This is a genomic window from Streptomyces sp. H39-S7, from assembly GCF_027158205.1.
Taxonomy (GTDB): Bacteria; Actinomycetota; Actinomycetes; order Streptomycetales; family Streptomycetaceae; genus Actinacidiphila.
This window is the reverse complement of sequence record NZ_JAPVLU010000020.1, coordinates 139,118-164,947: the sequence shown is the minus strand read 5'-3', so window position 1 is coordinate 164,947 and position 25,830 is coordinate 139,118. Positions and strand designations below refer to the sequence as shown.

General features: G+C 72.4%; 19 protein-coding genes. 11 read left to right on the top strand and 8 right to left on the bottom strand.

The features are described 5' to 3' along the window. Both O3X23_RS21045 and O3X23_RS21040 read left to right on the top strand, forming a co-directional pair. On the top strand, window positions 1-662 hold a 662-nt coding region (locus tag O3X23_RS21045), incomplete at its 5' end, for a GNAT family N-acetyltransferase (RefSeq protein ID WP_269273002.1). After that, the gene (locus O3X23_RS21040) at window positions 659-1,576 is read left to right on the top strand and encodes a lysophospholipid acyltransferase family protein (RefSeq protein ID WP_269273001.1); all 918 of its coding nucleotides are present in this window, start codon (window positions 659-661) and stop codon (window positions 1,574-1,576) included. The genes O3X23_RS21045 and O3X23_RS21040, both read left to right, overlap by 4 nt. Window positions 1,577-1,624: 48 nt before the next feature. Here the strand turns inward: O3X23_RS21040 and O3X23_RS21035 are convergent, their stop codons facing one another. Continuing rightward, the gene (locus O3X23_RS21035) at window positions 1,625-2,302 is read right to left on the bottom strand and encodes an AIM24 family protein (protein ID WP_269273000.1); all 678 of its coding nucleotides are present in this window, start codon (window positions 2,300-2,302) and stop codon (window positions 1,625-1,627) included. A 190-nt stretch (window positions 2,303-2,492) separates the two neighbouring features. Here O3X23_RS21035 and O3X23_RS21030 point away from each other — a divergent pair, with 190 nt between their 5' ends. Continuing rightward, window positions 2,493-3,155, top strand: a complete 663-nt coding sequence (locus O3X23_RS21030) for a ScbR family autoregulator-binding transcription factor (RefSeq protein ID WP_269272999.1) — start codon at window positions 2,493-2,495, stop codon at window positions 3,153-3,155. Here O3X23_RS21030 and O3X23_RS21025 read toward each other — a convergent pair. Then, complete coding sequence (locus tag O3X23_RS21025) at window positions 3,097-3,801, bottom strand: ScbR family autoregulator-binding transcription factor (RefSeq protein ID WP_269272998.1); 705 nt, start codon at window positions 3,799-3,801, stop codon at window positions 3,097-3,099. The genes O3X23_RS21030 and O3X23_RS21025 overlap by 59 nt on opposite strands. Window positions 3,802-4,079: 278 nt before the next feature. Between O3X23_RS21025 and O3X23_RS21020 the strand changes: the two genes are divergently transcribed. Next, window positions 4,080-4,952, top strand: a complete 873-nt coding sequence (locus O3X23_RS21020) for a ScbA/BarX family gamma-butyrolactone biosynthesis protein (protein ID WP_269272997.1) — start codon at window positions 4,080-4,082, stop codon at window positions 4,950-4,952. Beyond that, complete coding sequence (locus O3X23_RS21015) at window positions 4,942-5,919, top strand: NAD-dependent epimerase/dehydratase family protein (protein ID WP_269272996.1); 978 nt, start codon at window positions 4,942-4,944, stop codon at window positions 5,917-5,919. The genes O3X23_RS21020 and O3X23_RS21015 overlap by 11 nt, the downstream gene beginning before the upstream one ends. 79 nt (window positions 5,920-5,998) lie before the next feature. Here O3X23_RS21015 and O3X23_RS21010 read toward each other — a convergent pair whose 3' ends face one another. Next, window positions 5,999-8,803: a helix-turn-helix transcriptional regulator gene (locus tag O3X23_RS21010; protein WP_269272995.1), complete on the bottom strand. Its 2,805-nt coding sequence runs from the start codon at window positions 8,801-8,803 to the stop codon at window positions 5,999-6,001. A 648-nt stretch (window positions 8,804-9,451) separates the two neighbouring features. Between O3X23_RS21010 and O3X23_RS21005 the strand changes: the two genes are divergently transcribed. Then, window positions 9,452-10,159 carry an AfsR/SARP family transcriptional regulator gene (locus O3X23_RS21005; protein ID WP_269272994.1) on the top strand — a complete coding sequence of 236 codons (708 nt, stop codon included), beginning with the start codon at window positions 9,452-9,454 and terminating at the stop codon, window positions 10,157-10,159. Window positions 10,160-10,175: 16 nt separating this feature from the next. Here O3X23_RS21005 and O3X23_RS21000 read toward each other — a convergent pair whose 3' ends face one another. Next, the gene (locus O3X23_RS21000; protein WP_269272993.1) at window positions 10,176-11,096 is read right to left on the bottom strand and encodes an ROK family protein; all 921 of its coding nucleotides are present in this window, start codon (window positions 11,094-11,096) and stop codon (window positions 10,176-10,178) included. A gap of 163 nt (window positions 11,097-11,259) precedes the next feature. Here O3X23_RS21000 and O3X23_RS20995 point away from each other — a divergent pair, with 163 nt between their 5' ends. Next, window positions 11,260-11,481 (top strand): DUF5988 family protein, encoded by a 222-nt coding sequence (locus O3X23_RS20995; protein ID WP_269272992.1) that lies wholly within the window; start codon window positions 11,260-11,262, stop codon window positions 11,479-11,481. 11 nt (window positions 11,482-11,492) lie between these two features. Here the strand turns inward: O3X23_RS20995 and O3X23_RS20990 are convergent, their stop codons facing one another. Together O3X23_RS20990 and O3X23_RS20985 are read right to left on the bottom strand one after the other, a co-directional pair. Beyond that, window positions 11,493-12,251, bottom strand: a complete 759-nt coding sequence (locus O3X23_RS20990) for a thioesterase II family protein (protein ID WP_269272991.1) — start codon at window positions 12,249-12,251, stop codon at window positions 11,493-11,495. Between the two features lie 44 nt (window positions 12,252-12,295). Next, complete coding sequence (locus tag O3X23_RS20985) at window positions 12,296-12,742, bottom strand: type II 3-dehydroquinate dehydratase (protein WP_269272990.1); 447 nt, start codon at window positions 12,740-12,742, stop codon at window positions 12,296-12,298. 290 nt (window positions 12,743-13,032) lie between these two features. Between O3X23_RS20985 and O3X23_RS20980 the strand changes: the two genes are divergently transcribed. The 3 genes from O3X23_RS20980 to O3X23_RS20970 are packed head-to-tail and all read left to right on the top strand — an operon-like array spanning window position 13,033 to window position 16,065. Next, window positions 13,033-14,199 carry a DegT/DnrJ/EryC1/StrS family aminotransferase gene (locus O3X23_RS20980; protein WP_269272989.1) on the top strand — a complete coding sequence of 389 codons (1,167 nt, stop codon included), beginning with the start codon at window positions 13,033-13,035 and terminating at the stop codon, window positions 14,197-14,199. Next, on the top strand, window positions 14,196-15,386 hold the full coding sequence (locus O3X23_RS20975) for a Gfo/Idh/MocA family protein (protein ID WP_269272988.1): 1,191 nt from the start codon (window positions 14,196-14,198) through the stop codon (window positions 15,384-15,386). Before O3X23_RS20980 ends, O3X23_RS20975 begins: the two co-directional genes overlap by 4 nt. Continuing rightward, entirely contained in the window at window positions 15,364-16,065 is a 702-nt protein-coding gene (locus tag O3X23_RS20970) for an HAD-IA family hydrolase (RefSeq protein WP_269272987.1), read from the top strand. The genes O3X23_RS20975 and O3X23_RS20970 overlap by 23 nt, the downstream gene beginning before the upstream one ends. Window positions 16,066-16,150: 85 nt before the next feature. Here O3X23_RS20970 and O3X23_RS20965 read toward each other — a convergent pair whose 3' ends face one another. Together O3X23_RS20965 and O3X23_RS20960 are read right to left on the bottom strand one after the other, a co-directional pair. Next, window positions 16,151-17,239: a 3-dehydroquinate synthase gene (locus tag O3X23_RS20965; protein ID WP_269272986.1), complete on the bottom strand. Its 1,089-nt coding sequence runs from the start codon at window positions 17,237-17,239 to the stop codon at window positions 16,151-16,153. A 58-nt stretch (window positions 17,240-17,297) separates the two neighbouring features. Next, on the bottom strand, window positions 17,298-18,140 hold the full coding sequence (locus O3X23_RS20960) for a lantibiotic dehydratase C-terminal domain-containing protein (RefSeq protein WP_269272985.1): 843 nt from the start codon (window positions 18,138-18,140) through the stop codon (window positions 17,298-17,300). A gap of 285 nt (window positions 18,141-18,425) precedes the next feature. Between O3X23_RS20960 and O3X23_RS20955 the strand changes: the two genes are divergently transcribed. Then, on the top strand, window positions 18,426-25,830 hold a 7,405-nt coding region (locus O3X23_RS20955), incomplete at its 3' end, for a type I polyketide synthase (protein WP_269272984.1).

Here is a 25,830-nt window from a genome sequence, read left to right as displayed (position 1 = left end):
TCGCCGGTGAGATGGGCGCGCTGCTCGACTCCCCCGAGCCCGGCTGGGACATCGACGCCTTCGACGCCCACTGCGACCACCTGATCGTCCGCGAGGACAGCACGGGCACGGTCGTCGGCACCTACCGGCTGCTGCCGCCGGAGCGCGCCGCCGCGGCCGGCCGGCTGTACGCGGAGAGCGAGTTCGACCTCTCCCGTCACGCGGCGATCCGCGGCGACCTGGTCGAGGTCGGCCGGTCCTGCGTCCATCCCGACCACCGCGACGGGGCGGTGATCAGCCTGATGTGGGCGGGCATCGCCCGCTATCTGGTGCGGACCGGCCACAACTGGCTGGCCGGCTGCTGCTCGGTGCCGCTCGCCGACGGCGGGACGGCCGCCGCCGGGGTGTGGGACACCGTGCGGGCGCACAACCTGTCGCCCGAGGAGTACCGGGTGCGGCCGCTGCGCGCCTGGGACCCGACCGGCATCGAACGCCCGCGTCCCGGCGGCCGCAACGCCCTGCCGCCGCTGCTGCGCGGCTATCTGCGGCTGGGCGCCTGGGTCTGCGGGGAGCCCGCGCACGACCCGGACTTCGGCGTCGCCGACCTGTACGTCCTGCTGTCGCTGCGCCGCACCGACCCGCGCTACCTGCGGCACTTCCTCTCGCTCACCCCCGCGCAATGAGGGTCCTGACGCGCCCCGCACCCGCGGCCCCCGCGGCGGTCGTCCCGCACTGGCTGCCGAGCGCGCCCTGCACCCCCGGGCACTGCCTGGCCGGGACCCACGCGGAGGTCGGCCTGCCGCGCCGGGCCGCGCGCTGCGCGACGGGGATCACGGTGGTGGCCGTCGGGCTCGCCCTGGCGCCGCTGGTGCGCTGCTGCCGTCCGGCGCTGCGGGACCGGCTCACCCGCGCCTGGGCGCGGGCGGTGCCCGCCGCCTTCGGGGTGCGGGTCACCATCCGGGTGTCCGGTGCGGCTGAGGGTGCCCCCGCGGGTGGTGTGCTGGTGGTCGCCAACCACATCTCCTGGCTGGACATCCCCCTGGTCGCCGCAGTCCGCCCGGCCCGGATGCTCGCGAAGAGCGAGGTCGCGTCCTGGCCCGTGCTGGGCGCCCTGGTGTCCCGCGGCGGCACGCTGTTCATCGAACGCGACCGGCTGCGGGCCCTGCCGGGCACGGTCGCCCGGATCGCCTCGGTGCTGCGCGCGGGGATCCCGGTCGTGGTGTTCCCCGAGGGCAGTACCTGGTGCGGCCGGCGGCAGGGGCGCTTCCGGCCCGCCGTGTTCCAGGCGGCGCTGGACGCGGGCGTCGCCGTGCAGCCCGTGCTGATCCGGTACCGGCTCCAGGGCGCGGGTCCGGCCACGGCGGCCGCGTTCGTCGGCGAGGACACGCTGGTGGCCTCGCTGCTGCGGGTGACCGCCGCCCGCGGCCTCGTCGCCGAGGTCAGCGTCCTGCCGCCCATTCCGCCCGGCGCCCACCACGACCGGCGCTCCCTGGCGCGGGCGGCCCAGCGGGCGGTGTCCGGGCCTCAGGACCGGCCCGGGGCACCGTCCTGGCCCGGCCACCACCTGGAGGATCGGGGCGCCGGCGGCGCGAACTGAGCGCGCGGGCCGCCGGGTTCGCCGCGGCCGGCGGCCGGCGGCCGCACGTCAGTGGGCGGTCGGCTGGACCGCCTTGGCCTCGCTCGGCCGGACGATGACGAACCCCTCGCCCTGCAGCATGAGCTGCACCGCTTCCCCGGAACCGCCGCGCAGCATCGAGCCGAAGCTCTGCGAGCGGTGCACGGAGGTCTCCAGGTGGGCGCTCCACCCGACGACGGCGTCGGTGTCCACGTAGACCGGCGACTGGCGGCTGACGGGGATGATGATGGGGTTGCCCTCGCAGATCACGCCGAGCCGGCCGTGGCCGGTGAAGACGCTGTTGAAGAGGCCGCCGCCGACCATCCCCGCGCCCTTCACGACCTTAATCTCGTACTCGAGCGTGGTGTCGAAGCAGAGCACGTTGCGGCCGTTGATCGTGATGGCGTCGCCCTGGTCCAGGCTGATCACGAAGCAGTTGGCCGCCTCGTGCGCGAACCACGCCTCGCCCTGGCCGCGCACGGACATCAGGGGCAGCCCCTCGCCGGTGAAGGCGCGCTTGAGGAACTTGCCGACGCCCTGGCCCTTCACCTCGAACTGGAGGTTGCCGCGGAAGGCGATCATCGCCCCCTGGCGGGCGTAACACTCGCCGTTGACGGCGTACTTGATGGACTTGGGGTTCTCCAGGGTCATACCGGGCTCGGTGGCCGGCTGGGTCATGTTCTCAGCGGCGAAGAGGTCACTGTTCATGATCGGCATTTTCGCCCGCCGGAGCCCGGTCCGCCAAGGCCCCGGCCGCGATGGCCTGCGGGGCATCCGCCGCGCCGGGTGTCCGAGGTGGCTCGCACACAACTTGACATACCAATCGACCGGTTTTATTTTGGAATCAGATGGCTGACTCGGCGTGGACGCGCGTGACGACGGCCCGTGGAGGCGGCAAGTGGTCAGACAGGAAAGGGCGGAGTACACGCTGCGGCGGATCGTGCGGGCCGCGGCGGAGCAGTTCGACGGCATGGGGTACGCCAGAACCAGCCTGGACGCCATCACGAAGGCGGCCGGGGTCTCCAAGGGGGCGTTCTACTTCCACTTCTCCTCGAAGGAGCAGCTCGCCGACGCGGTCCAGCGGCACAGCCGCGACCTGTTCGACGACCTCATGGAGGAGTTGGGCCAGTACGGCGGGTCACCGCTGCAGGCGCTCATCGACTCCACGCACGGGCTCACCCGCCTGCTGGCCGCGGAGCCGTCCCTCCGCGCGAGCATCCGCATCGAGCGGGAGCGGCCCCGGCAGGAACCGCCGTCGCCGCTGGACTTCTACCGTGCCTGGCGCGAGGCGATCCGGCAGTTGCTGCGCACCGCGGCGCAGCACCGGGAACTGCGCCCCGGCCTGGTCCAGACGTCGACGGAGGTGCTGGCCAGCGCCGTGGTGTCGTGCGTGGAGACGCTGTCCTGGCTGGGCGTGCCGCCGGACGACGCGTCACGGCGGCTGACGGAGCTGTGGGACATCCTGCTCCCGGCCATCGCACCCGCGGATCAGGTGGGAAGGTTCAGGACGACGCCGCCTGTGGAATGCGACGCGACGTGCCTGCCGGCGCCGGCCCGGTAGCACCCGGCCCGGCGGGCGGCGCCGGCGCGAAGACCTCCGGGCTGCCGTCCGCCAGGAAGCGCTGCAGCCGGCGCGGTGGGATCAGGGCGGGCAGCAGGAGCATCCACATGTCCGAGGTGCGCCGGGTCAGGTCCTGCCGCCCGGTGAGCACCTCCGACGTCAGCTGCAGTCCCGTCCAGCACCCGACGATGAACTTCGCCACCGAGTCCACGTCGACCTCGGGCTTGACGTCCCCCCTGCCCTGCGCCTGCGCGAGGCAGTTGCGGAAGAGGTCGATCCAGGTGATGTAGGGCGTGGGGTTCGCACCGCTCAGGGTGCTCTGTTCGACCACCAGCCGGATGCCGGCGCGCACCCGCTCGTTCTCCTGCAGGCTCTTCGCCATGCTGTGGAGCAGGTCGATCACCGTCTGCACCCCGGGTCGTTCCACGTTCTGGAACGGGCTCCACACCGCGAACTGCTCGGCGATGATGGCCTCGCGGAGGGCTTCCTTCGAGGCGAAGTGGAAGTAGAGCGCCCCCTTCGTCACCCCCGCCTCCTTGACGATGTCGCTCAGACTCGTCCCCCGGAAGCCCGCGACGTCGAAGGCCCTGGCCGCGCCGTCAAGGATTGCCTCCCTGGTGACTTCCGCGCGTTCCTGTCTGGCCATCACAACCTCCATGGATCGAGGGCGGCACGCGATCCGGGCTTCTCCCGTGCCTGCCCGTGACCGCGAGCCCTACCGTCGTCAATTGTTCCCACACTCCCGTCAAAAAACCAACTAGCTGGTATTGTTTCGCTCGCCACACCAACCGAGCGCCGAGCACATGCTCAACATTTGCCCTGTTCAACACACGTACAGGAGTCCAGATGCGCATGTCCGTTACAGCCGACCGGTCGGAACTTTCCCCAGGTGATACCGGGGAGCCCGACCTCTTTCTGAGAACAGTGCCCCGTACGTTCGTCCACCGGTCCGCGGTCTCGGAGGTGCTCCTCACGGGCATCCAGGAGACCGGTCAGGACACCTTCAGGATCGGGGCCCAGTGGCCCCGCAGCCACAGCTACTACGGTCCGGTCCGCCGACGCTGGCACGACCCCGTACTGCTTGCGGAAACGATTCGGCAGATAGTCCTTCTCATAGCCCATGACGCTTTCGAGCTGCCGCTCGGGTACCACTTCCTCTCCCACAGCACGTCCTACGACCTCGACGTCGACGGGGCGGTCCTCACCGACCGGCCGGCGGATGTCCTGCTCGATGTCGAGTGCCGGAACATCAAGCGCCGCGGCAAGCTGGTCGGCGCCTTCTCGGTCGAGGCGCAGTGCATCCGCGACGGCCGGGTCATCGGCTCGACGCGCATGGCGCTGAGCTGCGTCTCCGACGCCACGTACCGCAGGCTGCGGGGCGACAAGTCCGACGCCGTGCCGCTGCGGGTCCTTCCGGAACCGGTGGCCCCCGAGCTCGTCGGCCGCCGCTGGGACCACGACGTGGTGCTGGGCGACACGGGTGTCGACCGGGTGTGGACGCTTCGCGCCGACCCCGACCACCCCGTGCTCTTCGACCACCCGGTGGACCACGTCCCCGGCATGGCCGTGATGGAGGCCGCCCGCCAGGCGGCGCTCGCCACCCTCCAGCGGCCCGGCGGCCTCGCGCTCGCCTGCGACGCCACGTTCACCCACTATGTCGAGTTCGACAGCGCCTGCCTGGTGACCGCGACCGTCCTCGAACCCCCGGGACCCGTCGGCCTGAACAAGGTCTCCGTCCGCTTCGACCAGGGCGGCGTCACCGCCGCGACCTGCGGTGTCACGGTCCTTGCCGACTGAGCGCGGGACAGTTCTGATCGCGGGGGGAACCGGTTTCATCGGCAGCGCGGTGCTGCGGGAACTCCTGGCACCGAACGGATCGGGAACCCCCGGGACCGACATCCGCGTGCTGTCACGCCGCCCGCTTCCCGGCTGGATGGAAGCCGCGGGAGTCCGGCGGGCCGCCGGTGATCTGCGCGACGGAACCACGCTCCGGGGCAGCTGCGACGGCGCGGATACCGTGCTCCACCTCGCCTCCTACGTGGGAAGGGATCCCGACCTGTGTACAGCAATTAACGACCATGGCACTCGAGCCCTGCTCGAGGACGCCTACAGGGCCGGAACCAACCGGGTCGTCTACGTCAGTACCGCGTCCGTGTACGGGCCAGGACCCCACCGGGGTTCCACGGAGGCGCAGTTGACCCCCGCCCCGGCGTCGGTCGCCAGCGCCTCCCGCAGACGGGCCGAGCAGGCGGTGCTCAGCGGAGGGGGCATCGTCCTGAGGCCCAACCTGGTGTACGGGCCGGGCGACCGGTGGTTCATCCCCACCTTGTGCCGGCTCCTGCGGAAGGTCCCGGTCTGGCCCGAGGGCGGGACGGCCCGGACGTCCCTGATCGCGGTGCAGGACCTGGCCCGGGTGGTCTCCGGGCTGGCCGGCCGCACCTGGCACCAGGACCTCGACTCCGTCTACCACGTCAACCACCCCCGGCCGACGGTGCTCCGCGCCCTGGTCGCGGAGTTGTCGAGGAACCTGGAGGTGCGCCCGCCGGAGACCGACCTGCCGCACGCGGCGCACCGCGAACTGACCGCACGGGTGCTGCCGGAGCTCTCCGCGCATCAGCACGGCCTGCTCACGCGGGACCACTGGTACGAGAGCGGCCGGATCTGGCAGCACCTCGGGCTCGCGCCCGGACTCGGCTTCGCCGCCATGTTCGCGGCGAGTGCCCCGTGGTACCGGCGGCACCTCGCCGGTCTCCACCGCACCTGACGGACACCGACGACGCGGAACGGCGCCGGGGGCTCTGGCCCCCGGCGCCGTTCGCGTTCCCGGTCGTGCGCGCCCGCCGCTACGCCGCGCCGCCGCTCGATGCCAGTACCTCGGCGCCGCCCACTCCCAGTTCGACCGGCAGATCCCTGCGGCACTTCACATCCAGCTTCCGGAAGATACGGGTGAGGTGCTGCTCGACGGTGCTCGGGGTGATGAAGAGCTTCGCGGCGATCTCACGGTTGGTGTAGCCCCGCACGGCCAGCGCCGCGACCCGGCGCTCCGAACCGGTCAGCGACGCGGACTCGGCGGCGGACTCCGCCACCGACGGGCTGTCGTCGGGCTCGTCTGGCAGCGACAGCAGCGACTGACTCAGTGAGGTGGCGCCACACATGCCCGCCAGATGGCGCGCCCTGCGCGAGTGCATCCGGGCCCGCCGGCTGTCGCCCACCTGGTAGTACGCGTCGCTGAGATCGGCCAGCGCGCGGGTCTGCTCGTACTGGTCGCCGCACTCCTCGAACAGGTCGAGTGCCTCGGTCAGCATCTGCGGGCGGCGCTCGGCGGGGCTCGTGGCGGCCAGCAGCCGCAGTGCGGTGCCGCGGGCCTCGGACCCGGTGGTGCCGGGACGGCCCAGCTGGTCGTAGGCGAGCCGCCTGGCCTGCTCGCGGTTGCCCAGTTTCAGCCAGGCCTCGGCGGCGCTGGTGCGCCAGGGGCCGATCCCCGGCACGTCGATGCCCCAGCGGCGCATGAGTTCACCGCAGGAGCGGAAGTCGGCGAGCGCGGCGTGGAAGTGCTCGGTCGCGAGGTGGTGGTGGCCGCGGGCCAGCAGGTAGGAGAGCCCGTACCGGCTCTGGAACATCGCCTTGGGCACCGACCGGGCGAGATAGCCGGCGGCCTCGTCGTAGTGGCCCAGCCGGGTACTGGCCATGATCAGGCTGCTCAGCGGCAAGCCGATCGCGACCCCCCAGGCGGTGGGCGTCAGGTGGTCGAGGGCCAGTTGGGCGTGGTCGACCGCCGTGGACAACTGGCCGAGCCGGACGGCGGCGTCCGCCCGGACCGCCGAGAGCAGCGCCAGCCGCGTCGGCGAGTACGGCGTGTACGGCTCGCTCAGCAGCCGGTCGCACCAGGCGGCGACGGAGTCGGAGCGGCCCGCGGAGGTCAGTACCGACAGGGCTAGGAGCAGGGGCTCCTCGGCCCAGGCGTCGCCGTGCACCGCGTGCCCGTCGCGCAGGATCTGCTCGGCCTGCCCGGCCACCTCGTGGCTGCGGCCGGTCACCAGCGCGCCGGCCAGCAGCGCCGTCGGACGGCACCACGGGTCCTGCTGCGGTGCGGGCGCGCCCTCGGCCGGGCGGGGAGCGCCGGGCTGCGGCTGCCGCCGGCGGGCGAGCGTCGGATGGGTCCAGGCCAGCCACAGTTCGGTGTCGTGCAGCTCGGCCGCGGCTTCGCTGTGCGGCTCCATGGTGGTGGTGCGGAGCTTCTCCAGCAGGTCGTCGGCGGCCTCGGCCCGTCCGTTCCACAGCAGTTGGCGGACCAGGGCGACGCTGTCGCGCCCGTCCAGCGCGTCGGCGTGGGCGGCGACGGTCAACGACTCCAGGTGCCGGTCGGCCGCCGCGGGGTCGGCGCGCCAGCGCACCCGCACGAGTCTCGCCTCGATCGCCGCGCGCTCCGGACTGTCCTGGACGCTGTGCCGGTGCGCGCTCTCCAGCGCCGCGACGGCCTGCTCCGTCCGGCCCGCGAGCAGGTTCTGCTCGGCGGCTTCGAGCAGCAGGCCCATGGCCCACGGCTGCGGCGCCCGGCCTGCCTCGACGAGGAGTCCGGCGACCTGGGTGGCGGGACCGCCCTGCTCGTAGAGGATCTCGGCGGCGCGGCCGTGCAGCTCCGCCCGCTCCCGCGGGGGCAGATCGTCCACGATGCCGATGCGGGCGACCTCGCTGCGGAAGGTGCCGCCACTGAGCAGCCCGGCGGCGGCCATCAGGCGTACGGCGTGCTCCGCCTGCTGCGGCTCGACGCCGGCCAGCCGGCCGGTGCGGTCGGGTGCGGCCGCCTCGCCGAGCACCGCCAGCGCCCGCGCGGTCCGCAGCAGCACCGCGTCGCCCCGGCGCAACTGCCGCAGCACGGACCGGCCGTAGCCCTCCTTGCGAACGCCGCCGGACACGGCGTGGTCCTCGATGAGCGCCTGGAGCAGGGGCAGGTTCCCGCCACTGCACAGGTGGAACTCCGGGGCGAGCCGCTCCGCCGTCGCGGCGTCGAAGTGCGCGGACAGCAGCTGGGCGGTTCCCGCCTCGGACAGCGGCGCCAGCGGGAGGCGGCGGGCGTGCGGCTGGTCGAGGAGCTCGGCCCGGAAGGTCGGGTGGGAGGGCTGCAGTTCCGGGTTGCCCGTCAGGACGACGAGGACGCGGGCGGAGCCCAGCCGGCGGGCGAGGTAGAGCAGGCAGTCGAGGGACCTGGGGTCCGCGTGCTGGATGTCGTCGATGCCGATGAACAAGGTTGCGTCGTCGGCGAGTTGCAGCAGCAGGCGGACGAGTTCGTGGAGCAGCCGGGCCGTCTCCGGCCCGATGTGCTCCGGATCGGTTCCGTCGGCGGCCGTGCCGGGCGTGGCGCGCTGCAGCAACGCGTCGGCCTCGGCGGCCACGCTGTCCGGGACGGTGGCGCTGCGGAAGAGCTGGCCCAGCACGCTGTAGGGGAGCGCTCGTTCGGCGCGGGAGCACGAGGCGTGCAGGACGGGTCCGCCGGCGAGGGCAGCGCGTTCCGCGACCCGGCGCAGCAGTTCCGTTCTCCCGCTCGCCGAGGGCCCGTCGAGCAGAACCACGTGGCCCTTCCGCAGAGCGCATTCCGCCAATAGTCGATTGATTTCCTCGTTGTGTTCTGCACGCTCGACCAGTTCCACTGGCCACCTCCCGTTGTATGCAGGTTTCCCGTTCGAACGACACGGCCGGAGAATCGGCTCGGCGCACTCCGCATTTGGCGGCAACTCGGAAGCTAGCAACCCCTCAGGGGGTGAAGGTGTCCCTGCGCCCACTGCGCGGGAACCGTCCGCCCATCGCCTCACGGGGCGCGGTTCCGGGAGCTTCCAAGCGCCTTCCGGGCAGTCGGTGGATCTTGGACGAGCGGCCACAACCCTCTCGACCGGATCAATGGGCTCTACATCTTCGCAGGTCAAAGAGTTGACATACAGAGGCCGGAGCAACGCGCCCAGACGGAGGCGCCTGTGCATTGACAAACGGGTCGATCGGTTTGTTTACTGTAGGGGGACGAGATGGTCGGTACGTGTCGGCCGTCGACCTACCACCCTGCCGCGTCGGGTCGTGCGGGGAAGTGCGCACCATCAGGCCGTCGCGGACTGGAGTGAGTGAGTGTGCGATTCAATGTCCTGGGACCCCTGGAAGCATTCGCGGGAGACGCCGAAATCCCTTTGGGTGGCGTCAATCAGCGAAGTGCTCTCGGATTCCTTCTCCTGCACGCGAACACGGTCGTTCCCACCAGCAAGCTGGTGAGTGCGCTCTGGGGATACGACGTACCGGTGACATCGCGGAAGATGATTCAGAACGCGATCTCCGGGCTGCGCAAACTCATCGTCGAATACGCGGGCCCCGGCGGTACGGCGTCCCTGGACACCTGCGCTCCCGGCTACCGGCTGCGCATCGACGAGGAGTGCCTGGATCTGACGCGCTTCCGCCGGCTGGAGCAGCAGGGCCGGACCGAACTGGCGGCGGGCGAGGCCGAGTCGGCAGTGCGTTCGCTGCGCGCGGCACTGGCCGTGTGGCGCGGGCCCGTCCTGTCCGATCTGACCGAGACCGGTATCGCCTGGCCCGAGCTCGACGTGGTGCGCAACGCTCGGCTGGCCGTGTTCGAGGACTGCGTACGGATCGAACTGGACCTCGGCCGGCACCATGAACTGCTCGGCGAACTGGAGGCCATGGCGGCGGCGGAGCCGACGCGGGAGCGGCTGTGCGGACTGCTGATGCTGGCGCTCTACCAGTGCAGCCGGCAGTACGACGCGCTGGCCGCGTACCAGCGCACCCGGGCGGCGCTGCTCAACCGGTTCGGGCTCGACCCCGGCCGTGAGCTCCAGCAGTTGGAGCGCTCGATCCTCAACCAGGACCGGGCCCTCGCGCCCGTCACCCGCCCGGAGCCCCAGTGGACCCGGACGATCCCGGCGCCGACCGGCCGCTGCACCGGAACGCGCACGGTGACGCACGCCGGCCGCCGGGTGCGGCCGCCGCGTCGCCACGGCCGTCCGTGACCCCGCGCGCCCGCGTTCAGCGGTCCGCGCCGCCGGAACGGATCCCCCGCGCCAGCAGCACCGCGCCGTAGAGGGACGAGAGGCCGCCGAGCCGCGCCTCCGCCACCGGAACCCGCGGCCCGCCGGGCCGCTCCAGGCGTTCCACCTGCCGGGCGACGGCCGGCACGAAGCCGGGGATCGCGGCGGCGAACCCGCCCCCGATGACGGCCAGTTCCGGATGGGTGAGCTCGCTCAGGCCGATGACGGCCGACGCCAGCGCGGACGCGCTCTCCCGCACCGCCTCCAGCGCCCACTCCTCCCCCGCCTCCAGGGCGGGCCCCAGCTCCGCGAACGGGACGTCCCCGCCGCGCAGCTCGGCCGCCCGCCGCAGGATCGCCGGGCCCGAGGCCACCGACTGGACACATCCCCTGCGCCCGCAGTCGCACCGCCGCCCCGCCCGGTCGACGACCAGGTGGCCGACCTCGCAGGAGCCGCGCTCCGGGCCGGGGCACAGCCGCCCGTCGAGCACCAGGCCGCCGCCGACCCCGGTGCCGACCCCGAGGTAGACCAGGTTCCGGACTCCCGCCGCCTCGGCCTCCGCCAGCGCGGCGAGATCACCGTCGTCCGCGGTGCGGATACCCGGCGCGGGGACGTCAGGCAGCAGCGCGCAGAGTTCCGCACGCAGCGCCAGCCCCTCCCAGGAGGGCCTGTTGGGCCAGGTGACCACACGCCCGGTCCCGTCCAGCGTCGCGGGCATCGCCACCCCGACCGCCGTCACCGGGCCCGGCCGGCGCTCCCGCAGCCCGGCGATGCCCGCCGCGAGGGCGGCCAGGTCGCGCGCGGTGTCGCCGGGGGCCGGCCAGCGGAAGACGGCCTCCTCCGGCTCCCCCTGCTCCCCCGCGCCTTCGAGGCGGAGCGCGACCTTGGTACCGCCGACGTCGATGCCCAGATACCTCATGCTGCCCTCCAGCGAATCGGATACGGAAATTCTGTCAGCCCTTTCCATGCGGTCCGCGCCCTGCGCTCCGCGCATCGGAACTCAAGGGTGAGTTAGGGGGTTCCGGCTGTGACGTACGGCTCATACATTGATTCCAAGCCTTCTTTCACAGGAGTTGGGGAATATGCAGCCAGCAAACGTGAACACCATCCTGCGTGGCGGGTCCATGGGCGGCAAGCCCGTCGATGAACGCCTTTTCCACGTCAAGGATCCGGCCGAGGACGTCCTGAAGATATTCCTCGGAAACCGTTACGAGCACTATTACCCGACCGTCGATGTGGAGGAACTGGACGGCCGTCCGCTGCACGTTTTCGACTGGAGCCACAACACCTACGTCGCGGAGTGATCTGCGCGGCGTCACCGCAGATGGGGTTCCAGGACGGCCAGCAGCCGCCCGGTCACCGCCTGCTGGTGCTCCGCCAGGTAGAAGTGGCCGCCGCTGAAGACGTGCAGGGCGAAGGCGCCGGTGGTGTGCTCGGCCCAGGCCCGCGCCTCCTCCAGCGAGACCCTCGGGTCGTCGTCGCCCACCAGCACCGTGACCGGGCAGCCGAGCATCGCGCCCGGCTCGCAGCGGTAGGTCTCGACGGCCCGGTAGTCGTTGCGCAGCACGGTCAGCGTGAGCTGGACGAGCTCCTCGTCCCGCAGCATCACCTCGTCCGTGCCGCCCAGCAGCCGCACCTCGGCGAGGATCGCCGCGTCGTCGAGTCGGTGCAGCCCCTCCCGCCGGTCCGTGCGCGGCGCTCGGCGGCCCGAGGCGATCAGCGCCACCGGCGCCCTGCCGTCGCGCTCCAGCCGGCGGGCGACCTCGAAGGCGATGGTCGAGCCCATGCTGTGGCCGAACAGGGCCAGCGGGCGGTCGGTGTAGGGAAGCAGCGCCTGCGCGACGTGGTCGGCGAGGGCGCCGATGTCCTGGACGGGCGTCTCGTGCCTGCGGTCCTGCCGGCCGGGGTACTGGACGGCGAGCGTCTCGACCTCGGGGCCCAGCGCCGCGGAGAGCGGGTGGAAGTAGGTGGCGGAGCCGCCCGCGTGCGGCAGCGCGACCAGGCGGATACGGCTGTCCGGAGCCGGGTGGTAGCGCCGGATCCAGGCCTGACTGCCGGTGGCCGTGCCCTGCATGTGTCACTCCTGGGGGAAGGGGTCGGTCCGGTGGGGTCCGACGGTCACTTGTCGCTGACGTCGCTGACCAGCGCCAGCAGGGCGCGGGCCCCGAGGCGGTAGCCCAGTGCCCCGAGTCCGACGACCACCCCGTCCGCGAGGGGGGCGATGACCGACTCGTGGCGGAACTGCTCGCGGGCCCAGACGTTCGAGAGGTGCACTTCGATCCACGGGCGCGGGTAGTTGGCCAGCGCGTCGCGCAGGCTCCAGCCCGCGATCATGAGGGCGCCGGGGTTCACGATCGCGCCGACCGTGTCGTAGCTCTCGTGGAGCGTGCGGACCAGGTCGCCCTCCGTGTCGCTCTGGAAGGAGGTCACCTTCCAGTCCCGGCCGGCCACTTCTTCCTGGATGGCCTCCTCGATGTCGAGCAGGCTGTCGGTTCCGTACACCTCGGGCTCACGCTGCCCCAGGATTCCCAGGTTGGGCCCGTTCAGCAGGAGTATCGCGCTCATGATTCACCTCGCGCAGCGGTTCGGGATTCACGGGCACGGGCTATGCCCCATTGACTTTGTATCAGGAAGCGTTGATCGAACGGGAATCACGGAACCTCTTCTCCGCAACGTAAGGGGGAAAGAGGGGACCCGGTAGGGGATGGGAAGTGTCGTCTTCGCCGAGGTAGCGTGATATCTACCCGGATCGGAATGCTCCGGCGTCGTGGCGACCGCAGAAGATTATCGCGCCGCGGCGGTCGATTTCCAGTCCTCCAGGCCGTGTTAATCGTCGAAAGAAGGAACAGATCATCATGAATGATCGTGCGCAGAAGTTCTCGGACCTTCCTCACTGGCCGCAGTTCGGCGACGAGGAGCGGACCGGATTGGTACGCGCTCTGGACCAGGGCCAGTGGTGGCGCATGGGAGGTAGCGAAGTCGACTCCTTCGAGCGCGAGTTCGCCGAGCACCACGGCGCGGTGCGCGCGCTGGCCGTCACCAACGGCACCCACGCCCTCGAACTGGCGCTGCAGGTGGCCGGGGTCGGGCCCGGGAGCGAGGTCATCGTCCCCGCGTTCACCTTCATCTCCTCGTCCCAGGCGGCCCAGCGGCTGGGCGCCGTCGCGGTCCCCGTCGACGTGGACCCCGACACGTACTGCATCGACGTGGCGGCCACCGAGGCGGCCATCACGCCCAGGACCCGCGCCATCATGCCCGTCCACATGGCCGGCCACTTCGCCGACATGGACGCGCTGGCCAAGCTCTCCGCCGACTCCGGTGTGCCGCTGGTGCAGGACGCGGCCCACGCCCACGGGGCGCAGTGGCAGGACCAGAAGGTCGGCGAGCTGGGCTCGATCGCGGCGTTCAGCTTCCAGAACGGCAAGCTGATGACCGCGGGCGAGGGCGGCGCGGTGCTCTTCCCGGACGAGGCGTCCTATCAGGAGGCGTTCCTGCGGCACAGCTGCGGGCGCTCGCGCACCGACCGCAGGTACTTCCACGAGACCTCCGGCTCCAACTTCCGGATGAACGAGTTCTCGGCCTCCGTACTGCGCGCCCAGCTCGCCCGGCTGGACGGCCAGATCGCCACCCGCGAGCAGCGCGCACCGCTGCTGGCCCGGCTGCTCGCCGAGATCCCGGGCGTGGTGCCGCAGTCCCAGGACGAGCGGTGCACCGTCAATCCGCACTACATGTCGATGTTCCGGATCCCCGGGATCGCCGAGGAGAAGCGCAACGAGCTCGTCGACCAGCTGGTCGCGCGCGGTCTGCCGGCCTTCATCGCCTTCCGGGCGATCTACCGCTCCGACGGCTTCTGGGAGACGGCCGCCCCCGCCGAGACCGTCGAGGAGCTGGCCCGCCGGTGCCCCAACACCGAGGCCATCAACGCCGACTGCGTCTGGCTGCACCACCGCACCCTGCTCGGCACCGAGCAGCAGATGTACGAGATCGCCGCCGCGGTCGCCGACGTCGTCACCCGCGCATGACCGGCCGCGGGCCGACCGGGCCGACAGGCGCCCCGGTCCGTACGGCCGTGGTGGGCCTGGGGTGGGCCGCGAAGTCGATCTGGCTGCCGCGGCTGCGCGAACATCCGTCGTTCGCGGTGACCGCCGTGGTCGATCCGAGTCCGGCGGCGCGGGCCGAGGTGGCCCACGGCAGGACCGGCACCCGGCTGCTGGCCGACGTGGCGGAGCTGGACCGCGGCGCGGTCGACCTCGCGGTCGTCGCCGTGCCCAACCACCTGCACAGCGCGGTCGCGTGCCGGCTGCTGCACATGGGCATCCCGGTCTTCCTGGAGAAGCCGGTCTGCCTCAACTCCGCGGAGGCGCAGCAGCTCGCGGCGGCGGAGGCGGCGTCCGGCGGCGTCCTGCTGGCGGGCAGCGCGGCCCGGTACCGCGCGGACATCCAGGTACTGCGGGAGGTCATCGCCAAGGACCTGGGGCAGATCCGCCACGTGGAGCTGTCCTGGGTGCGGGCCCGCGGTGTGCCGAACGCGGGCGGCTGGTTCACCCAGCGGCAGTTCGCGGGCGGCGGGGCGCTGCTCGACCTGGGCTGGCACCTGCTCGACACCATCGGTCCCATCCTGGGCCCGGTCGGTTTCGACCAGGCCGTCGGCACGGTCTCCGACGACTTCGTCAACAACGACTCCTCGCGGGCCGCCTGGCGGCGCGACCAGCCGGCCGGCCGGCAGGAGGACGGCGACGTGGAGGACACCGCCCGCGGCTTCCTGGTGACCGAGGACGGGGTGTCGGTGGCGATCAGGGCGAGCTGGGCCTCGCACGAACCGCACGACGTCACCCTGCTGCGGGTCGACGGCAGCGACGGCACCGCGACGCTGCGCTGCACCTTCGGGTTCAGTCCCAACCGCAGACACGGGTCGACGCTGACCCGGGTCCAGGACGGGGTCACCACCGAGGTGGCGCTGCCCGACGAGGAGATCGGCGCGGAGTACCTCCGGCAGCTCGACGACCTTCCCGCACTGCTCGCCGATCCCGCGGGCAAGGGCAGGACCGTCGAGGAGGTCCGCCGCACCATCTCCGTCATCGAACGTATCTACCGCTCGGCCCACAAGGCCCGCGCCGATGCCCGCTCCGCGATCCGGACCGGACGCACGGACGCGTATCCCTCTCTACTGAACACGGGGAGCAGTCATGCAGCAGAACCCGACGGGTGACCCATGGACCTATCCCGCGCTGTTCGCGGGCCATCGCATACGGGCGGTGGTCTTCGACCTCGACGGGGTACTGGTCGACAGCTACGACGTCATGCGCCAGGCGTTCACGACCGCGTACGCGGAGGTCTGCGGTCCGGGCGAGGCGCCGTTCGCGGAGTACAACAAGCATCTGGGGCGGTTCTTCCCGGACATCATGCGGATCATGAACCTGCCGCTGGAGATGGAGGAGCCCTTCGTCCGCGAGAGCTACCGGCTCACCGGGCAGGTGCGGCTCTTCGACGGCGTCGCCGAACTGCTGTCGGAACTGCGTGACCGCGGCATCAAGATGTCCGTGGCCACCGGCAAGAGCGGCCCCCGGGCCCGCGACCTCCTGCGGCAGATGGGCGTGCTCCCGATGTTCGAGCACGTGATCGGGTCCGACGAGGTGGCCCGTCCCAAGCCGGCGCCCGACATGGTGGAGCTCGCCCTGTCCCTGATGGGCGCTCTTCCCTCGGAGGCCGTGATGGTCGGCGACGCGGTGACCGACCTGGCCAGCGCCCACGGCGCCGGGGTGGCGGCCGTGGCCGCGATGTGGGCCGACACGGACGAGGCCGCCCTGCTGGCGGCCGGTCCCCAGGCGGTGCTGCGCAGGCCCGCGGACCTGCTGGTGCTCTGCCCTGCCAGCGTGCCGGTGGGCTGATCCTCCCCGCACCCACGAACGCATGTTGGCCCGGACGCTGCAACGTCCGGGCCAATCCTTGCGTTCCACGCCGAACGGGCGGCGCCTACCCCCCGGGTCCCGTGCCGGTGCGCGGCATCGCCGCCAGGCAGCCGGCGACGACGGACTCGGGGACGTCCTGCACCAGTTCCACACCGCTGGGCCCGTCGAGCACGAAGGCCAGCCCGCGGCTCGCCTTCTTGTCGCGGCGCATGAAGCGGACGAGGTCCCCCGGGTCGAGACCGGCCGGCACCGCGGTGGGCAGCCGGTAGCTCTCCACCACCTCCAGGTGCTCGGCGACGCGCCGTTCGCCGATCCGGCCGAGCGCCCCGGCGAGCCGGCCGGCGAACACCGTGCCGATCGCCACCGCCTCACCGTGCCGCAGGGCGAAGTCGGTCGCCAGCTCCAGCGCGTGGCCCAGCGTGTGGCCGTAGTTGAGGATGTGACGCGGCCCGGTGTCCCGCTCGTCGGCGGTCACGACCGCCGCCTTGAGGGAGACGCTGGCCGCGATCTGCTCGTGCAGCGGGAGGCCGCGCAGGTCGCCGGCGCCGATGAAGTGGCAGCGCGCCAGCTCCCCGTAGCCGTTCACCCGCTCCGCGTCGGGCAGCGTCCGCAGCAGGTCGGTGTCGCACAGCACCGCTTTGGGCTGCCAGTACGCGCCGACCAGGTTCTTGCCCTCCGGAAGGTTCACCCCCGTCTTGCCGCCGATGCTCGCGTCCACCTGCGCCAGCAGCGAGGTGGGCAGGTGCACGACGGGGACGCCGCGGTGGAAGAGTGAGGCGGCCAGGCCGACGGTGTCGGTGGTGGTGCCGCCGCCGCACGAGATGACGACGTCACCGCGGGTGAGGCCGAACCGGGCGAACTCCCGGCACAGCTCCCCCACCGTCTCCAGGGTCTTGTCCTGCTCCCCGTCCCGTGCCGCGAGCCACAGCGTGGGCACTCCCGGGTCGGGCACGGTGCCGGCGGGCCGGGCCGAGACCACGACCGCCCGCGCGGCACCGAGCCGCGCCACCACCACCGGCAGCAGCTCGCGCACCCCCGGCCCGATGTGGACGGTGTACCCGCGGTCGCCGCCGAGGGCGACCTCCACCTGCCGGTGGGGTGCCCTCTGGGGTGCCTGCCGGGATACCTGTCGGGGTGCCTGTGCCGCACTCATCGTGTCTCCTCTCCGTCGTCGGACCCGGCCCTGTCCAGGGCCTCGCGATCCATCCGGCTCATGCCGTCTGCAGCGCGGCGGCGGGAACGGCCAGCGGCAGCTGGTCGCGGCCCGAGGGGCTGAGTGACGCCCGCACCAGACGGGCGGCCAGCGCCTCCGTGACGGCGGGGATGCCGAGTCGGCCATGGGTCAGATGGGCGTGGTCGAACAGGTGGTAGTTGACCGGTGCGCCCTCGGTGGCCCACTGGCCGGTGGTGACCCGGTGCAGGGTGACCAGGTAGCGGTACCAGCGGTCCGCGACGGCCGTCGGCATCGGCGGCGCCAGCACGGCGAACAGCGCCGCCGACTCCTCCAGTTCCGCCTGCCCGGACAGTTCGGTGCGCTGGTCGGGAGTCAGTTTCTCGGTCCAGGCCTGCCAGCACTGGAAGAGAAATGCCCGGCGTTCCCTTTCCGGGACGAGGGCGACCAGGTGACGGATATGAAGAATGGCCAGTGCCAGCTGCTCATCCGGCGTGTATCCGCTGCCCTGCATCACCTCGATGGCCAGGTCACTCGATGCCGTCGAGAGATCGTCGGTGAATTCGATATCGCAGGCGTGCGCGTGGTGCGGTGCCCGCTGCGGCAGGTATTCGCATTCGATCGGGCGGCCGGCCACCGCGTATTCCAGCTGTATTCGCTCCTCAATTTCCCGCAGTGTGCGCGTGCCGCCGCCGAACCACAGGGCGAGGGCAGGCGCTGTCGGGTGGTCGATGCGGCGGAAGAACCACCGGCTGTCGGCGTCCGTGCCTCGGAAGCCACGTACCAGGTCAGGGAGTGTGGGTGGCACTCCCGCGGTGACACCACCGCGTCCGTCCGCCCGCTGGGGAGCGGGGACGCGGCAGAAGATCCAGCTGTACGTCATGACGGATTTCCTCACTTCGTTTTTAGCCGTGATCCCATGCGGAGAAGGCTGAATTTACTCTTTCTCGACCCGCTTCACTACCCCAGTATCCTTGACGGATCCGGGTATGTATGGATAGTAGACGTAGTAGGCGCACCCCCTCTTTTGAACAGTCATCCGAGTTTTATGACAGCTCAGGTCAGGGTTCTCTTAGGGGGGCTTCCAGGGGTTCCGGTAATTCCTCGATCGACGAGACTGAGTACTGCGAGATTCGCGTCGTCAGTCCGTATCGAGGGGTGTGTTGACATGCTGCGTACCGAGCTGATCCGACCGTTGCCGGAACTGCTCAAGGAGCATGCGAACCGTTTCGGGGACAAGGTCGCCTTCAGCGACTCCCGGCGCGACGTCAGCTACGCGGAGTTGGAGAAACGCACCGGCCGCATCGCCGGGCACCTGGCGGCGCTGCGCCTGCAGCCGGGCGACCGGGCGGTCATCTACCTCGGCAACTGCGTCGAGACGGTGGAGAGTTACCTGGCCATCACCCGGGCCTCCGCCATCGGGGTGCCGCTCAACCCGCGGTCCACCGACTCCGAACTGGGCTACTTCCTCGACGACAGTGGCGCCCGGGTGGTCATCACCGACGCGGCGCACCTCGGCCAGCTCCGCCAGGTGCTCGGCGACCGCCGCACCGTGCGCATCGTGGTCACCGGCGGCACCGGCATCCCGGTGGACGCGCCCGCGGGCACCGTGGCGTTCGAGACGCTGGCCGGCACCGACCCGGCCGTACCGGCCCGGGACGACCTCGGGCTGGACGACCTCGCCTGGATGCTCTACACCTCGGGCACGACCGGCCGCCCCAAGGGCGTGCTCTCCACCCAGCGCAACGGCCTCTGGTCGGTCGCCGCCTGCTACGCGCCCATACCCGGACTCACCTCCGAGGACCGGGTGCTGTGGCCGCTGCCGCTCTTCCACAGCCTGTCGCACATCGTGTGCGTGCTGGGCGTCACCGCGGTCGGCGCCTCCGCCCGGATCGTCGACGGCTTCTCGGCGGACGACGTCCTGCGGGCGCTGGAGGAGGAGAACTCCACCTTCCTGGCGGGGGTGCCCACGATGTACCACTACCTGGTCAGGGCCGCCGCCCGGAAGGGCTTCCAGGCACCGCGGCTGCGGATGTGCCTGGTCGGCGGCGCCGTCACCACGGCCGCCCTGCGGAACTCCTTCGAGAAGGCGTACGGCGCCCCGCTGCTCGACGCGTACGGCTCCACCGAAACCTGCGGCTCGATCACCATCAACTGGCCCACCGGCGCCCGGGTGGAGGGCTCCTGCGGGCTGCCCGTCCCCGGCGTCACCGTGCGGCTGGTCGACACCAGGACCGGGGCCGAGGTGGCCACCGGCCAGGAGGGCGAGGTCTGGGTCAGCGGCCCCAACGTCATGACGGGGTACCACAACAACCCGCTGGCGACCGCCGAGGCGCTGCAGGACGGCTGGTACCGCACCGGTGACCTGGCCCGGCGTGACGATGCGGGCTACTTCACCATCACCGGCCGCATCAAGGAACTCATCATCCGCGGCGGGGAGAACATCCACCCCCTGGAGGTCGAGGAGGTCCTGCGCACCGTGCCGGGTGTCGCCGACGCCGCGGTGGTCGGGACCCCGCACGACGTGCTCGGCGAGGTCCCCGTCGCGTTCCTGGTCCCCGGCCCCGAGGGGCTCGACCCCGAACTCCTCTACGCCGCCTGCCGGGAGAAGCTCGCGTACTTCAAGGTACCCGAGGAGCTCTACGAGATCGCCCGGATACCGCGCACCCAGTCCGGGAAGATCACCCGGCACAAGCTGCTGGAGCAGCCGATGCGGCTGCGGGCCGCCAACAGCAGCCACTTCGAGTCGCTGCTGCGCGTCGACTGGGTTCCGCTGCCCTCCGTTCCCGAGCCCGGCGACCACCCCGCGCACTGGACCGTGACCGGCGCCGACGCCGACGCCCTGACCACCGCCCTGGCGGCGCGTCTGGCGGACGCGGAGGCGGCCGGTGACCCGGTGCCGGACGCGGTGGTCCTCCTCCCCGACGTCGCGCCGCCCCCCGCCGGCGGCCTCGCCGGGTCGGTGCGGCGCTCGGTGCGCGAGCTCGCCGCGGCCGTCGACTCCTGGCTGTCCGACAGCCGCCTCGCGGGCACCCGGCTGGCGGTGGCCACCCGCGGCGCCGTCGTCGCGGGCCACCGGGAGCACCTGCGGAACCTGGCCCACGCACCGCTGTGGGGCCTGGTCCGCTCCCTGCAGGCAGCACATCCGGGCCGGATCGTGCTGCTCGACCTCGACGACACCCAGGAGTCGCGCGACGCACTGCCGACAGCCCTGGCCGTCGCGCTGACCTCGGACGAGACCCAGTTGGCGGTGCGCGCGGGAATCCCGCTGCAGCCGCGGCTGGCGCGGGTGCCCAACACCACCGACCCCGCCACTCCCCCGGTCGTCGACCCGGAGCGCACCGTCGTCGTCACCGGCGCCGACAGCCCGCAGGGCGCCGCGCTCGCCCGGCACCTGGTCTCCGCGCACCACGCCCGCCACATCCTGCTGATCAGCGCCCACGGCATGGCGGACTACGGCACCGCGGCCCTGCACGGCGAGTTGACGGCGCTGGGCGCGACCGTGGTACCCGCCGCCTGCGACCTGACGGACCGGGCCGCGCTGGCCGTCCTCCTGGACCGCGCCGAGCGCCCGCTGGGCGCGGTGGTGCACGCCCACGCCTGGCAGGAGGCCGTCGCGCACCGTCCCGAGAGCCCGCTGGAGTCCGCGGTCTCGGCGCTGCTGAACCTGCACGAGACCACCCTCGCCCGCACCCCGGCCACCTTCGTCCTGCACTCCTCGGCCGACGGCGTCCTGGGCGCGGCGGGCGACGGCGAGCGCGCCGCCTACACCGCGTTCGCCGACGCGCTGGCCCAGCACCGCGCTGACCGCGGCCTTCCCGCCCTCTCCCTGGCCTGGGGTCCGTGGGAGCGGACCGGGCCGGCGAACGGCGCGGACCCGGACGCCGCCGACCGGTCCGACGGCGCAGGCCGCACACCGGCCGCCGGAGTCGGCACCCTGGACACCCGCGCCGGGCTGGCCATGTTCGACGCCGCGCACCTGGCGGGCCGCCCGTTCCTGCTCCCGATGGCCCTGGACACCGCCCGCATCGCCACCGGCGAGGTCCCGCCGCTGCTGCGCGGCCTGATCGACACCACGCCCGGCTCCGCGGGCGCCGACGAACACCGCGCCGACGCGCTGCGCAAGCGGCTGGGCCGGCTCTCCGACGCCGAGCAGTTCCGGCTGCTGCTGGACATGGTCCGCACCGAGGCCTCCCGGGTCCGCGAGCTGGGCGGGATCACCGCGGTCGGCGCGGAACGCGCCTTCAAGGACCTGGGGTTCACCTCCCTGCACGCGGTGGCACTGCGCAACCGGCTGACCGAGGGCACCGGGCTCAAGCTGCCCGCCACCCTGGCCTTCGACTTCCCCCGGCCGAACGCCGTCGCGCAGCAGCTCCGCAACCTGCTGCTGGGCGTCGAGACCGCGCCCGAGGAGCTGCAGCCGGAGGTCATGGGCTCCGACGAGCCGATCGCGATCGTCGGGATGGCCTGCCGGCTGCCGGGCGGGGTCACCTCGCCCGAGGAGCTGTGGCAGCTCGTGGAGCAGGGCGTCGACGCCGTCTCCGACTTCCCGGAGGACCGCGGGTGGAACCTCGGTGAGCTGTACGACCCCGACGGCGGCAGGCGCCGCACGTCCTACGTCCACGAGGGCGGCTTCCTCTACGACATGGCCGACTTCGATGCCGAGTTCTTCGGGATCTCACCGCGCGAGGCCGTCGCGATGGACCCGCAGCAGCGGCTCCTGCTGGAGACGTCCTGGGAGACCTTCGAGCGGGCCGGCATCGACCCCGCCACCCTGCGCGGCGGCAACGTCGGCGTGTTCTCCGGGGTGATGTACCACGACTACGGCACCCATGTGGACCAGGCGCCCGAGGAGTTGGAGGGCTACCTCGCCACCGGTACCGCGGGCAGCGTCGCCTCCGGCCGCGTCTCGTACACCCTCGGCCTCGAAGGCCCCGCCCTCACCATCGACACCGCGTGCTCGTCCTCGCTGGTCGCCATCCACCTCGCGGCGCAGTCGCTGCGCAACGGCGAGTGCGCGATGGCGCTGGCGGGCGGCGTGGCGCTGATGTCACAGCCCACCTCGTTCGTCGAGTTCTCCCGGCAGCGGGCGCTCGCCGCCGACGGCCGGTGCAAGGCGTTCGCCGAGGCGGCGGACGGCACCGGCTGGGCCGAGGGCGTCGGTCTGCTCCTGGTGGAGCGGCTCTCGGACGCCCAGCGGCTCGGCCACCCGGTGGTGGCGGTCATCCGCGGCTCCGCCATCAACCAGGACGGCGCCTCGAACGGCCTCACCGCCCCCAGCGGTCCCTCGCAGCAGCGGGTGATCCGGCAGGCACTGGCCAACGCCCATCTGTCGTCGGCGGACGTCGACTCGGTCGAGGGCCACGGCACGGGCACGACGCTCGGCGACCCCATCGAGGCGCAGGCGCTGCTCGCCACCTACGGTCAGGACCGCGACCCGGACCTGCCGCTCTGGCTGGGCTCGTTGAAGTCCAACATCGGCCACGCCCAGGCGGCCGCGGGCGTCGCCGGGATCATCAAGCAGGTCATGGCGATCCAGCACGGCGTGCTGCCCAGGACCCTGCACGTCGACCGGCCCTCCACCAAGGTCGACTGGTCGGCGGGCGCGGTGGAACTGCTCACCGAGGCCCGTCCCTGGCCGGAGACCGACCGGCCGCGCCGCGCCGCCGTCTCCGCGTTCGGCGTGAGCGGCACCAACGCCCACGTCATCATCGAGCAGGCCCCGGTCGTGGAGGAGATCCCCCGCGACGAGGAACGCCCGGCGGGACCGGTGGCCCTGCCGCTGTCGGCCAGGACTCCCGAGGCGCTGCGCGCCCAGGCCGGCCGGCTGCTGGACCTCCTGGAGGCCGGTGGCGACGGCGCCGACCGGGCCGGGCTCGACGACGTCGCCCACGCGCTGGCGAACTCCCGCGCGGCACTGGAGCAGCGCGCGGTCGTCACCGCGACCGACCACGCGCACGCGCTGGCGGGCCTGGAGGCCCTCAGTCTGGGCGAGCCCGCGTCGAACGTGGTGACGGGCACGGCGGACGCGGACGGCAGGACGGTCTTCGTCTTCCCCGGCCAGGGCTCGCAGTGGACGGGCATGGGCGCCCAGCTCCTCGACAGTTCGCCTGTGTTCGCGTCAGCGATCGAGCAGTGCGCACAAGCCCTCGCCCCCCACATCGACTGGTCACTGACCGACGTCATCCGCCAGGTGGAGGGCGCACCCACCCTCGACCGCGTCGACGTCGTCCAACCCGTCTCCTTCGCCATGATGGTCTCCCTCGCCGCCCTCTGGCGCTCCCACGGCGTCATCCCCGACGCCGTCCTCGGCCACTCCCAAGGCGAAATCGCCGCCGCCTGCGTCGCCGGAGCACTCACCATCGAAGACGCCGCGAAAGTCGTCGCCCTGCGCAGCCAAGCCATCGCCGCAGGACTCGCCGGACACGGCGGCATGATGTCCATCCCCCTCCCCCTCGACGACGTCACCACCCGCATCCAGCAGTACGCCGGACGGCTGGAGATCGCCGCCATCAACGGCCCCCAATCCACCGTCGTCGCCGGCGAACCCCCAGCACTCAACGACCTCCACACCACCCTGACCAGCCAGAACATCCGCGCCCGCAAAGTCCCCGTCGACTACGCCTCCCACACCAGCCACGTCGAACGCATCGAGGCCGACCTCGCCCGCGTCCTGGCGACGCTGACCCCGCAGAGCCCCCTCATCCCGATGTACTCCACGCTCAACGGGGAATGGCTCGACGGCAGCACGCCTCTCGACGCCGGCTACTGGTACCGCAACCTGCGCCACACGGTGCGGTTCGCCCGGTCCACGGCGGCGCTGGCCGCCCAGGACCACCGCGTCTTCGTCGAGGTCAGCACCCACCCCGTCCTCACCACCGCCCTCCAGGACATCCTGGAGGACGAGGAGACGCCCGCGCCGGTCGTCACCGGCACGCTGCGCCGGGACGACGGCGATCTGGACCGCTTCCTCACCTCGCTGGCGAACCTCCAGGTACGGGGGGTCCCGGTCGACTGGACGCCGGCGCCGGCCGCCGGCCCGCACCGGCGGGTGGAACTGCCGACCTACGCCTTCCAGCGGCAGCGGTACTGGCTCGCCGAGACCGGCAGCAGCGGCAACGTCAACGCGGCGGGGCTGGATTCCTCCGAGCACCCGCTGCTCAGCGCGGTCGTCGAGCTGCCGGGCTCCGGAGGGGTGCTGGCCACCAGCCGCATCTCCCTCGCCACGCACCCGTGGCTCGCCGACCACACCGTCGAGGGAGTGGCGCTGCTCCCCGCTACGGCACTGATCGAACTGGCCCTGCGGGCCGGTGACCGGGCCGGTACGGACATGGTGGACGAACTCGTCGTCGAAGCGCCGCTGGTCCTGCCGGAACTCACCGCCGTACGCGTCCAGGTGGCCATCGGCGGGACGGACGAAGCCGGCCGCCGGAGCGTCACCATCCACTCGCGGCAGGACCACGCCGACGCCGACGCGTCCTGGACCCGGAACGCCACCGGATTCCTCACCACCGCATCGGCCGCGCAGCACGGCGATGCCCTCGCCGTCTGGCCGCCGCAGGACGCCACCGTGGTGGAGGTGGGCGACCTCTACGACCGCCGGGCGACCGCCGGGCAGGAGTTCGGGCCGGTCTTCCAGGGGCTGCGCAAGGTCTGGCGGCGCGGGGACGAGACCTTCGCCGAGGTCGCGCTCCCGGAGGACGTCCAGGACGCGGCCGCGTTCGGAGTGCACCCCGCCCTGCTGGACGCGGCGCTGCACGCCGCCGACTTCGGGGCGCTCTCCGCGACCGAGGCCGGCCGGCTCCTGCTGCCGTCCGTCTGGAAGGGCGTGGCCCTGCACGCCACCGGCGCCGACCGGCTGCGGATCCGTATCGCGCCGACCGGCGACGACACCGACACCGACACCGTCACCGTCGACGCCGCCGACAGCACCGGCGCGCCGGTCGCGACCGTCCGGGCACTGACGTTCCGCGCCCTCGACCCCGGGCGGCTCGCGCCCGGCGACGGCGACCACCACGACGCCCTCTTCCGCGTGGCGTGGCAGCCGCTGCCGCTCGCGGAGCGGGTCACCGACCAGCAGTGGCCGACCCTGGACCTCACCGGCGCCACGGACGACGTGCACGGCCGGACCGCCCGCGCGCTGGCCGCGGTACAACAGTGGCTCACCGGCGCGGAGCGGGAGGACGCCCGGCTGGTCGTCCTGACCCGGAACGCCGTCACCGATCCGGCGGCCGCCGCCGTCTGGGGGCTGGTCCGCACCGCGCAGGCCGAGCACCCGGACCGCGTCGTCCTCGTCGATGTCGACGGCACCGAGGCAAGTCGCGGCGCGCTCGCCCAGGCGCTGGCCACGGGCGAGCCGCAGATCGCGCTGCACGAAGGGGTCGCGTCAGTACCGCGGCTCGTCCGGGCCGACGCCGGGCAGGATCCCGTACGCCGCCCGCTCAATCCTGAGGGCACGGTTCTGATCACCGGCGGCACCGGCACCCTCGGCGCGCTGGCAGCCCGCCACCTCGTCACCACCCACGGCATCCGCCACCTCCTGCTGACCAGCCGACGCGGCCCCGACGCGGACG

What these genes read in the sequence shown, in the direction of transcription:
- O3X23_RS20965 (WP_269272986.1), bottom strand. Translation starts at nt 17,239, where the DNA reads ATGAGTGCGGCACAGGCACCCCGACAGGTATCCCGGCAGGCACCCCAG.
- O3X23_RS21040 (WP_269273001.1), top strand. Translation starts at nt 659, where the DNA reads ATGAGGGTCCTGACGCGCCCCGCACCCGCGGCCCCCGCGGCGGTCGTC.
- O3X23_RS20995 (WP_269272992.1), top strand. Translation starts at nt 11,260, where the DNA reads ATGCAGCCAGCAAACGTGAACACCATCCTGCGTGGCGGGTCCATGGGC.
- O3X23_RS21025 (WP_269272998.1), bottom strand. Translation starts at nt 3,801, where the DNA reads ATGGCCAGACAGGAACGCGCGGAAGTCACCAGGGAGGCAATCCTTGAC.
- O3X23_RS20990 (WP_269272991.1), bottom strand. Translation starts at nt 12,251, where the DNA reads ATGCAGGGCACGGCCACCGGCAGTCAGGCCTGGATCCGGCGCTACCAC.
- O3X23_RS21000 (WP_269272993.1), bottom strand. Translation starts at nt 11,096, where the DNA reads ATGAGGTATCTGGGCATCGACGTCGGCGGTACCAAGGTCGCGCTCCGC.
- O3X23_RS20980 (WP_269272989.1), top strand. Translation starts at nt 13,033, where the DNA reads ATGAATGATCGTGCGCAGAAGTTCTCGGACCTTCCTCACTGGCCGCAG.
- O3X23_RS20975 (WP_269272988.1), top strand. Translation starts at nt 14,196, where the DNA reads ATGACCGGCCGCGGGCCGACCGGGCCGACAGGCGCCCCGGTCCGTACG.
- O3X23_RS20970 (WP_269272987.1), top strand. Translation starts at nt 15,364, where the DNA reads ATGCAGCAGAACCCGACGGGTGACCCATGGACCTATCCCGCGCTGTTC.
- O3X23_RS21035 (WP_269273000.1), bottom strand. Translation starts at nt 2,302, where the DNA reads ATGAACAGTGACCTCTTCGCCGCTGAGAACATGACCCAGCCGGCCACC.
- O3X23_RS21005 (WP_269272994.1), top strand. Translation starts at nt 9,452, where the DNA reads ATGATTCAGAACGCGATCTCCGGGCTGCGCAAACTCATCGTCGAATAC.
- O3X23_RS20985 (WP_269272990.1), bottom strand. Translation starts at nt 12,742, where the DNA reads ATGAGCGCGATACTCCTGCTGAACGGGCCCAACCTGGGAATCCTGGGG.
- O3X23_RS20960 (WP_269272985.1), bottom strand. Translation starts at nt 18,140, where the DNA reads ATGACGTACAGCTGGATCTTCTGCCGCGTCCCCGCTCCCCAGCGGGCG.